Origin of the sequence: Saccharopolyspora sp. NPDC050389, assembly GCF_040655595.1 — a bacterium.
Taxonomy (GTDB): domain Bacteria; phylum Actinomycetota; class Actinomycetes; order Mycobacteriales; family Pseudonocardiaceae; genus Saccharopolyspora.
Genome location: NZ_JBFAKG010000182.1, coordinates 1 through 9,493 on the forward strand (window position 1 = coordinate 1; position 9,493 = coordinate 9,493).

The following is a 9,493-nucleotide window of genomic DNA, read 5'->3' on the forward strand; positions in this document are numbered from 1 at the left end:
CGGCTACCTACTCGCAGCCCTCGGGCCCGCTGCCATCGGCGCCGTCCACAGCAGCAGCAACGGGTGGACAGAACCCCTGATTCTGCTCCTCGCCCCGAGGCCAGCTCGCGCCTCCTACGCGGGGCGCGCTGTCACCTCACGGCGCGATCTCGCGCCACCGGTTGGTCAGCGGCAGTCGCCGGTCCCGGCCGAACGCCTTGAACGTGATCTTGGTGCCCGGCGGGTACTGCCGGCGCTTGTACTCCGCCCGGTCCACCATCTGCAGCACCCGCTCGACCAGCTCGGCGTCGAACCCGTCCGCGATCAGGTCCGCGTAGCCGCGGTCGCCTTCCACGTAGCCGTCCAGCACCACGTCCAGCACGTCGTACTCCGGCAGCGAATCCTGGTCCAGCTGGTCGGGCCGCAGCTCCGCCGACGGCGCCTTGGTGATCGAGTTCTCCGGGATCGGCGGCACCTCGCCGCGCTTCTCCGCATCGGCGTTGCGCCACTTCGCCAGCTTCCACACCAGCGTCTTCGGCACGTCCTTGATTGGCGCGAACGCGCCCACCGCGTCGCCGTAGATCGTCGAGTAACCCACCGCCAGCTCGGTCTTGTTCCCGGTGGCCAGCACCAGGTGCCCGCGCTGGTTCGACAGCGCCATCAGCAGCACGCCCCGGGCGCGCGCCTGCACGTTCTCCTCGGCGAGCCCGGTCAGCTCCAGCTGCCGCACGTACACGTCGACCATGTCGGCGATCGGGTGCACCTCGAAGTGGCAGCCGATCCGCTTCGCCAGCTCGGCGGCGTCCGACCGCGAGTGCTCCGACGAGTAGTTCGACGGCATCGACACCCCGTGCACGGCGTCCGCGCCGAGCGCGTCGGCGGCCAGCGCGGCGACCACCGCCGAGTCGATCCCGCCGGAGAAACCGAAGGTCACCGACCGGAACCCGTTCTTCTGCACGTAGTCCCGCAGCCCGGTGACCAGCGCCGACCACACCTCGCCCACGTCGTCGAGCCGCTCGGCGGGCGGCAGCGCGGGCACCGGCTCGTAGCGCGGCAGCGGCTCCGGCTGCAGCACGATCCGCCGGACGTCGAAGGCGGGCATCCGCATCGGGCCCGGCTCTGCGGGCACGGTGGTCGAGGTGTGCCCGCCCGCGGTCAGGTCCAGGTCCAGCACCGTCAGGTGCTCGGTGAACTGCGGCGCCCGCGCGAGGATCTCGCCGTCCGGCGTGGCGACCATGGAATCGCCATCGAACACCAGCTCGTCCTGCGCGCCGACCAGGTTCACGTACGCCATCGGCGCACCGGCCTCGGCGGCCCGCCGGATGACCAGCGGGGTGCGCACGTCGTCCTTGGCGCGCTCGTACGGCGAACCGTTGATGCACACCACGAGGTCCACGCCGACCTTGCCCAGCGCGGCCACCGGCCCGCCGTTCTGCCAGATGTCCTCGCAGACGACCACGCCGACGTCCACGCCGTGCAGCCGCACGATCGGCAGGTCGAATCCGGGCGCGAAGTAGCGGGCCTCGTCGAACACGCCGTAGTTCGGCAGGTGGTGCTTGTGGTAGGTCGCGACGACCTCGCCGCCGTAGAGCAGCGACGCCGAGTTGCGCGGCCCTTCGTCGTCGCGGCCGAGGTGCCCGACGACGACCAGGGCGTCGCCGCAGCCGGTGTCCTGCAAGCGCCGGGCCAGCACCTCCAGCTCGGCGAGGTTCGCGGCGGCGAACGACTTGCGCAGCGCGAGATCCTCGACCGGATAACCGGAGAGCACCATCTCCGGGAAGGCCACGAGGTGGGCGCCGTCCTGCACGGCGCGGCGGGTCCAGTCCAAGACCATCGAACTGTTGCCGGCGATGTCGCCGACACATGCGTTGACCTGTGCGAGTGCGATGCGCAGCTGGGGCATGCACCCATCTTCGCGCACGCCGCACGCCTGCGTCGTGCTGCCCAGTGTGAGCCGCGCCGCGCTATGCGTGTCACGATTCGTGAGTGAAGCGCCTACTGACCGTGCTGTCCGTGGTGGCCCTGCTGGGCGCGGCCGCGTGCAGCGCACCGACGCGAGAAGCCGCGCCGCTGCAGCCGCACACCGAGCGCAAGGGCCCGGTCGGGCCCGTGCCGGCAGGCCTGGAGCGGTACTACGGACAGACATTGTCATGGGGGCCGTGCGCCTCGTACGCGACGACCGACAGCGATCGGACCTCCTTCGAGGACACCGGCCTGGAGTGCGCCCGGCTGGAAGTCCCGATGGACTACGCCGAACCCCAGGGGCAGGCGATCACGCTCGGCATCCTGCGCAAGCCGGGCACCGAACCGGAGCAGCGGATCGGTTCGCTGCTGGTGAACCCGGGCGGCCCGGGCGCGTCCGGGATGAGCGCGGCCGCGAGCGTCGCCTCGTCGGTCTCGCAGACCGACCTGGGTGAGCGGTTCGACCTGATCGGGTTCGACCCACGCGGCATCGGCGCTTCCGAACCTGCGGTGCGCTGCCTGACCGGCCCGGAACGCGATGCCGAGCGACTCGACTCCGACGCGGACACCTCACCCGCCGGGATCGCCGAGACCGAGCAGGAGGAGCGCGACTACGCGGGCAAGTGCGCGGAGCGCACCGGCGGCAAGATGCTGGCCAACGTCGGCAGCCGCGAGGTGGCCAAGGACATGGACGTGCTGCGTTCGGTGCTCGGCGACCAGAAGCTGACCTACCTCGGCTACTCCTACGGCACCCGGATCGGCGCGGAGTACGCGGAGACCTTCCCCGGCAACGTGCGGGCGATGGTGCTCGATGGCGCGATCGATCCCGGGCAGTCCACGGTCGACCAGCTGGTCGCCCAAGGCGCCGGGTTCCAGCGCGCCTTCAACGACTTCGCGGCCTGGTGCGCCAAGCGCCAGCGGTGCTCGCTGGGCTCCGACCCGGCGCAGGCCGTCGCGGTGTTCCAGCAGCTCACCCGCCCGCTGGTGGAACACCCGGTCCCGGCCGGTGACGGCCGCGAGCTGTCCTACGAGGACGCCACCATGGCGGCGATCCAGGCGTTGTACGCGCCGAGCCTCTGGGATCAGCTGGACAACGGGCTGAACGAACTCCGGCAGGGCAGCGGCCGGCGGCTGCTGGCCCTCGCGGACAACTACTTCAGCCGCGAGAGCAACGGGCAGTACACCAACACCACCGACGCGTTCGACGCCGTGCACTGCGTCGACGACCAGCGCGTCGAAGACCCGGCGATCTTCCGCGAGGCGGACCGCCGATACCGCGAGGCGGCGCCGTTCCTGGACAACGGGAACCCGCCGAGCGCGGCGCGCGACAAGTGCGCCTTCTGGCCGGTCCCGGTCACCGGCGAGAACACCGAGCCGGAGGTGGGGGCGCTGCCGCCGACGCTGGTCATCTCCACCACCGGTGACCCCGCCACGCCCTACAAAGCCGGGGTGAAGCTCGCGGAAGCCCTGCACGGCCGCCTGCTGACCTTCGAGGGCACCCAGCACACGGTCTTCCTGCAGGGCGTCTCCTGCGTGGACGACGCGACCACGAAGTACCTGGTCGACCTGACCCTCCCGACCGAAGGAACCCGCTGCACCACAAGCGGATGATCTTGGCGGTGAAGGGCATCTCCGGGCGGTGAAGTCGCTCGAAGATGCCCTTCACCGTTCGCCCGCCAGGCTGCCGGGGAGCGGATCGCCGAGGCCGCTCGCCGGCGGCCGGAAACAGGTATCGCCGGGTTCATGGACCAGTTACGCAATTCGCAGTCGGAACTCTTAGGCTGCGTGCATGAACCGCCAGCAGGAGTTCGTGCTCCGCACCTTGGAGGAACGTGACATCCGCTTCGTGCGGCTGTGGTTCACCGACGTCCTGGGCATGCTCAAATCGGTGGCGATCTCGCCCGCCGAGCTCGAGGGTGCCTTCGCCGAGGGCATCGGGTTCGACGGCTCGGCCATCGAGGGCTTCGCCCGGGTCTACGAATCGGACATGGTCGCCAAGCCGGACCCCACCACCTTCCAAGTGCTGCCCTGGGAGACCCCGGACGGCGAGCACTACTCGGCGCGAATGCTCTGCGACATCCACATGCCCGACGGCTCGCCCTGCTGGGCCGACCCGCGGCACGTGCTGCGCCGCACCCTGGCCAAGGCAACCGAGTCCGGCTTCACCTGCTACGTGCACCCGGAGATCGAGTTCTTCCTGCTGAAGAACCTGCCGGACGACGGCAGCGAACCGGTGCCCGCCGACTCCGGCGGCTACTTCGACCAGTCCAGCCACGACGCGGCGCCGCACTTCCGGCGCAACGCCATCGAGACGCTGGAGGCGATGGGGATCTCGGTGGAGTTCAGCCACCACGAGGGCGCACCCGGCCAGCAGGAGATCGACCTGCGCTACGCCGACGCGCTGACCATGGCCGACAACGTGATGACGTTCCGGTACGTGGTCAAGGAGGTCGCGATCACCCAGGGCGTGCGCGCCTCGTTCATGCCGAAGCCGTTCAGCGGGCAGCCCGGCTCGGGCATGCACACCCACTTCAGCCTGTTCGAGGGCGACCAGAACGCCTTCTACCACCCGGAGAACCCGTACGAGCTGTCCGACATCGGCCGGGCGTTCGTGGCTGGGATCCTGCACCACGCCCGCGAGATCAGCGCCGTGACCAACCAATGGGTGAACTCCTACAAGCGGCTGGTCGTCGGCGGCGAGGCGCCGACCGCGGTCTGCTGGGGTCACGCGAACCGGTCCGCGCTGGTCCGGGTGCCGATGTACTCGCCGGGCAAGGCGTCGTCCCGCCGCGTCGAGGTCCGCAACCTGGACTCGGCCTGCAACCCGTACCTGGCCTACGCGGTGATCCTCGCGGCCGGGCTGCGCGGCGTGCAGAAGGGCTACGAGCTGCCGCCCGCCACCGAGGACGACGTGTGGGGCCTGACCGAACGGGAGCGGAGGGCGGCCGGCTACGCGAACCTGCCGCAGAACCTCACCGAGGCGCTGTCCGAGATGGAGTCCTCCGAGCTGGTCGCGGAAACCCTCGGCGAGCACGTGTTCGACTTCTTCCTGCGGAACAAGCGCGAGGAGTGGAACGCCTACCGCAGCCACGTCACCCCGTACGAGCTCCGCACCCTGATGCCGATGCTCTGAGCCCGGGGAAGGGTTCGGCCTGCTCATGGGCCGTGAGTACTTTGGGTCGCTATAGCGACTCAAAGTACTCACGGCCGTTGACCTGCGAAAACGCCTGTCCAGTGCGCATCTGTCGGGGCCCGGCGCCGGTTGGCGCATGCGCGCCCGCCGAACGCATCACGTCCCAGTCCGCGCACTCATGGGGTTGGGCGTGTTGCAGTGGCGCGAGGAGCGATAGGTTGCGCCCGTGACTGATTCGCAGGCGCAGCCCGACCCAGTGACAGCGGGTAGCCCCGGCGGCGAGACCGCCGCGGAAGCCACCCTGCAATCCGGCGTGCTGGAGCAACCAGCCGAGCTGTTCGGCGAGCCGGAGTGGCCGGCCGAAACGCCGGAAGACCGCGGCGCCCGCACCGTGCTCGGCTGCACCGTCGCGTGCCGCGACCAGCTCCCGGCCGCACGGGTGCTTCGCGAGACGTTCCGCCGCCACCACCCGAACGCGCAGTTCGCGCTGCTGGTGGTCGACCTGCCGGGCGCGGACCGGCCGGAGCCGGACGGCCTGACCTTCGCCGACATCGGGCTCGACGCGACGGAATACGCCCGGCTGGCGATGGGCTGCACCGCGGAACAGCTGCGCAACGTGCTGCGCCCGAAGTTCCTGCAGCACCTGCTGAAGTCCGGCGCGACGGTGCTGTACTTCGAACCTTCTGTCCAGATCTTCGGCCGCTTCGACGATCTCGTCGCGGGCCTGACGCACGAGCGGCCGGTCGCCCTGGTGCCGCGCGTGCTGCGCCCGCTGGCGGTGGACGGCCTGCGCCCCAATCCCGCCGACCTCGCCGAATCGGGCACCTTCGACCCCAGCGCTTTCGCCGTCCGCCCGGGAGCGGAGCAACTCCTCGAGACGTGGGTGGAGCAGCTGCGAGCCGATCCCAGCGCGGCGACGCCGATGCTGGACGAGGCGCCCGCGCTGGTCGACCACCAAGTGATCCGCGATCCCGGCGTCGGCCTGTCGGTGTGGAACGCGGCCCAGCGCGAGCTGGTGGTGGCGGGCGACGGCCGGCACACCGTGAACGGCACCGCGCTGCGCAGCGTCCACTTCGACGGCTTCCAACCGCAGCGGCCCTGGCTGCTGTCCACGGCCTACGCCGACCGCCCGCGGATCCTGCTCTCCGAGAACCCGGTGCTCGCCGGGCTCTGCGCGGGCTACCGGAACGCGCTGGTCGGGGCCGGATACACCCGCGAGCAGCCGCACCCGTTCGACGTCTTGCCCGACGGCGTCGTGCTGCCCGCGACGCTGCGCCGGGAGTACCTCGACGCCTGGCTCGCGGACGGCAAACCGCCGCCGAGCCCCTTCGAGCCGGACGGCCCGCTGGCGGAGTTCCGGGAGTGGTCTTGCAATCCGGCCGACGACCGGCAGCGCTCGGCAGGCGGCTCCCGCTGGACGGCGGCGGTGTGGGCGGACGATCCGATCCTGCAGCGCGACTACCCGGACCCGTTCGGCAACAGCGTCGAAGCGTTCCACGAGTGGTGCGTCGGCGTCGGAGTGGCCAGCGGTCGGGTCCCGGCCGAGGCGGTGCATCGCAGGATCGACAAGAGGGCGGCCTTGGTCGACCAGCTCGGTGTCGCGGTGCTCGGCGACGGTCGACTCGCGGAGCTGATGCGCACCGCGGTCGGCGCATCCGGGCTGCCCTCGGCCGACACGGCCTATTACCCGGTGGTCCTGCGCTGCGAACCGGGCCTGCCGGTGCCCGCGGGCAGGTACGTGATCGACATCCACAACGGTGCCGTCGATACCGCTGACGTGGCCGAAACCTGGGTACTGTCGGAGAGCAGCCGCGCCGCGGCCCGCCGGAACGGCACGAAGACCAGGGTCGTCGCGCTGCCGGCACCGGAGCGCGATCGGATCGATTTACCGACGAGGAAGGGAGCCCGGGCCAAGTTCGGGCTGTCCGACGAGTTCGTGTTCGGGGCCTTCGTGGATCACGCGGCCGAGCGCGCGGACAACGCGCTCGGCGTGGTCAGCGCGTTCTTGGCGGCGTTCCCGGAACGCGACGAGGTGCGCCTGCTCATCGGCGTCGTCGGGGCGGTCGAGCATCCGGAAGCGGCCGAGCGCCTGCGCCTGGCGACCGCGACGGATTCCAGGGTGCTGCTGGTCGAAGAAGACCTCGACCTTCACCCGTTGCTGTCCGCGTCGGACTGCTTCGTGTCGTTGCACCGCGGCGAAGCCGGCGACGACCACGTGCTGAGGCTGCTGGAGGTCGCCGCGCACGGAGTGCCGGTGATCGCGGGGGAGCACGGCGCGGTGGCCGAGCTCTTCGGCGCCGAAGCCGCGCGCCTCGTGCCATGCGCGGGCCCCGGAGAACCGGATACCGACGCTGCTGCGGAGCTCCTGCGTGCCGCCGCCGACGATCCGGAAGCCACGGCGGCATTCGGCGCGGCGGCAAAGGAAAACCTGCTCGCGGTGCACACCGTCGCGCGAGCGGGCGCGCGCCTGCGCGAGCGCGTCGAGCAGGCGTACCGGAACTGGCGTACGAAGTGGTCGCGAGACAGCCACGGCCAGTTCGACGACCCGTTGCGCCCGCTGCTGGTGGCGCGGCACGCGCTGCACCGAGCGCCGGACGCCGGCGTCAGCAGCCGGAACTCGATGGCACCGGCGCTGCGCAAGGCCGTGCTCAAGGCGCTGAGCCACTACGACGAGCACATCCGCGACGTGATGCGCTCGCTCATCGACGGAGTCGAGCAGACCGCCTCCGAGCTGCTCCGCCGCCAGTACGAGGCGGACGGCGAAGGCGACCTGGAGGCGATGCGCGCGGAACTGGTCCAGCTCATCCGGCGCCAGGACCAGCTCGGCGCCCAGCTGCTCGGCACCGACGACGGCATGGTCCGAGCCCGGGCCGACCTGGCCGAACAGCACCGCAGGCTGCGGAAGCTCGAAGCGGGCGCGGGCGGCGATCAACGGGTGGACGCCCTGGCGGAACGCCTGGACAGCCTGACCGGAGCGGTTGAGCGGATCCTCGATCGGATGGATTCTCTGGAGCAGCGCCAGGCCGGCGACCAGAGCGTGGAGGCGAACCTGCGCACCGCGTCCAACGACGCGGCGAACGCCTTGCAACGCACCGACGTCCTGCAACGCATCCTGCTGAGGGAGCACGAGCGAAACATCGGAGGCGGCGACGGCACGACGACGCCCGTGCTCTGCGATGCGGGACTGCTGCGGCTGCCGGCCGACGACAGTTTCATGCTTCCGTGGCTGTCGTCGCATCCGAGCTGGGACGCCGACGTGTCCGCGCTGATCGATTCCCTGCTCGAACCCGACGGCGTCTTCATGGACGTCGGCGCCTACGTCGGCTACCAGACCGTGCGCGTGCTGAGCCGGCTGGGCAACAGCGGCGCAGTCGTCGCGGTCGAACCGTGCCCGCGAAGCGGTGCCCTGCTCAAGCACAACGTCGAAGTCAACGTGCCTGCGGCATGGGGACATCGGCTGGTGGTGGTGGAAGGCGCGGCATGGGACGGCTCGTGCCAGCTGGCGGCGGAATCGTCGCTGGCGGGCGGCTTGTCGGTCAGCCCGGCAGAAGGCGACAAGCCACCATCCGTGCGCGGAGTCCGGCTCGATCGCGAACTGGAGAACCACGAGGCGCTGCAGAACCTGAAACTCTCGGTCGTGCACGTCGACGTGGGTGGGCGAGTACATCGAGTGCTCGGCGGCCTGGTCCGGCTGCTGCGCCGCGACCGTCCTTCGATCGTGTGCTCTTTCACGCCGGATGCGATTCGGCAACTGGGTGACGATCCGGCAGCGGCCCTCCGCGAGTTCGGCACGTGGGGTTACGAGCTGGTCCCGGTCGGCCGAAACCGCCCGGTAACCGCCGCTGACCTGCTGGAAGCGATCAATGCGACGGGCTCGGTGAGCACCGTGAAGCTCTGGCTGCGCCCGAAGCAGAAGTGAACGGAGATCGCCCGAAGGAGCGACGTCAAGAGTCTGACCAGGCGATTTGACTTTCACGCAGGGTGTGCGTAACTTCCTCTTCGCCGCACGGACGGCCGGACGAAACAGGATGTAAGAACCTGGCGAGTACGGCTGCGGGAGCGCCCTGGAGATCGGAAACGAACTTCGCGGAGCGCACACCGACCGGGGCACGCGGTTTGACACCGCGGAGCGCACCGGGTAACGTAAAGCGGTCGCCAAGTAGACGTAAAGTCTACGAGGCGGTTGATAACTCAAGCAATGAACTCGATCTTCGGAGCGATCAGCGCGGGGTTGACCCCCCTGAAAACGCCGAAATGAGGGCCTGCTAGAGTTACCGACACACGAAAGCGAATGAAGAAAATGCTCGCTGGGCAGCAATGTCCAGTGTGGGTGTGTTCTTTGAGAACTCAACAGCGGACTGTTTTGGTTAGTGTTCTTTTATGCCCCCGACCATGCAGATTTTGTGTGGTTGGTGGTTT

4 protein-coding genes are annotated in these 9,493 nt (G+C 69.9%); 3 read left to right on the forward strand and 1 reads right to left on the reverse strand.

What is annotated here, in order from left to right; genetic code table 11:
- Positions 1–136: 136 nt before the first annotated feature.
- Entirely contained in the window at positions 137–1,882 is a 1,746-nt protein-coding gene (locus AB0I53_RS48720) for an NAD+ synthase (protein ID WP_358617824.1), read from the reverse strand.
- An 83-nt stretch (positions 1,883–1,965) separates the two neighbouring features.
- On the opposite strand from AB0I53_RS48720, the gene AB0I53_RS48725 reads away from it, so the two are divergent.
- The 3 genes from AB0I53_RS48725 (at position 1,966) to AB0I53_RS48735 (ending at position 8,993) form a co-directional block, all read left to right on the forward strand.
- Complete coding sequence (locus AB0I53_RS48725; protein WP_358617827.1) at positions 1,966–3,552, forward strand: alpha/beta hydrolase; 1,587 nt, start codon at positions 1,966–1,968, stop codon at positions 3,550–3,552.
- 178 nt (positions 3,553–3,730) lie between these two features.
- Positions 3,731–5,074, forward strand: coding sequence for a type I glutamate--ammonia ligase (gene glnA, locus AB0I53_RS48730; RefSeq protein ID WP_358617830.1), 1,344 nt, complete (start codon positions 3,731–3,733; stop codon positions 5,072–5,074).
- 226 nt (positions 5,075–5,300) lie between these two features.
- A complete protein-coding gene (locus tag AB0I53_RS48735) occupies positions 5,301–8,993 on the forward strand; it encodes an FkbM family methyltransferase (protein ID WP_358617832.1) in 3,693 nt (1,230 codons plus the stop codon).
- The last annotated feature ends 500 nt before the right edge of the window (positions 8,994–9,493 follow it).

What these genes read in the sequence shown, in the direction of transcription:
- glnA (WP_358617830.1), top strand. Translation starts at nt 3,731, where the DNA reads ATGAACCGCCAGCAGGAGTTCGTGCTCCGCACCTTGGAGGAACGTGAC.
- AB0I53_RS48720 (WP_358617824.1), bottom strand. Translation starts at nt 1,882, where the DNA reads ATGCCCCAGCTGCGCATCGCACTCGCACAGGTCAACGCATGTGTCGGC.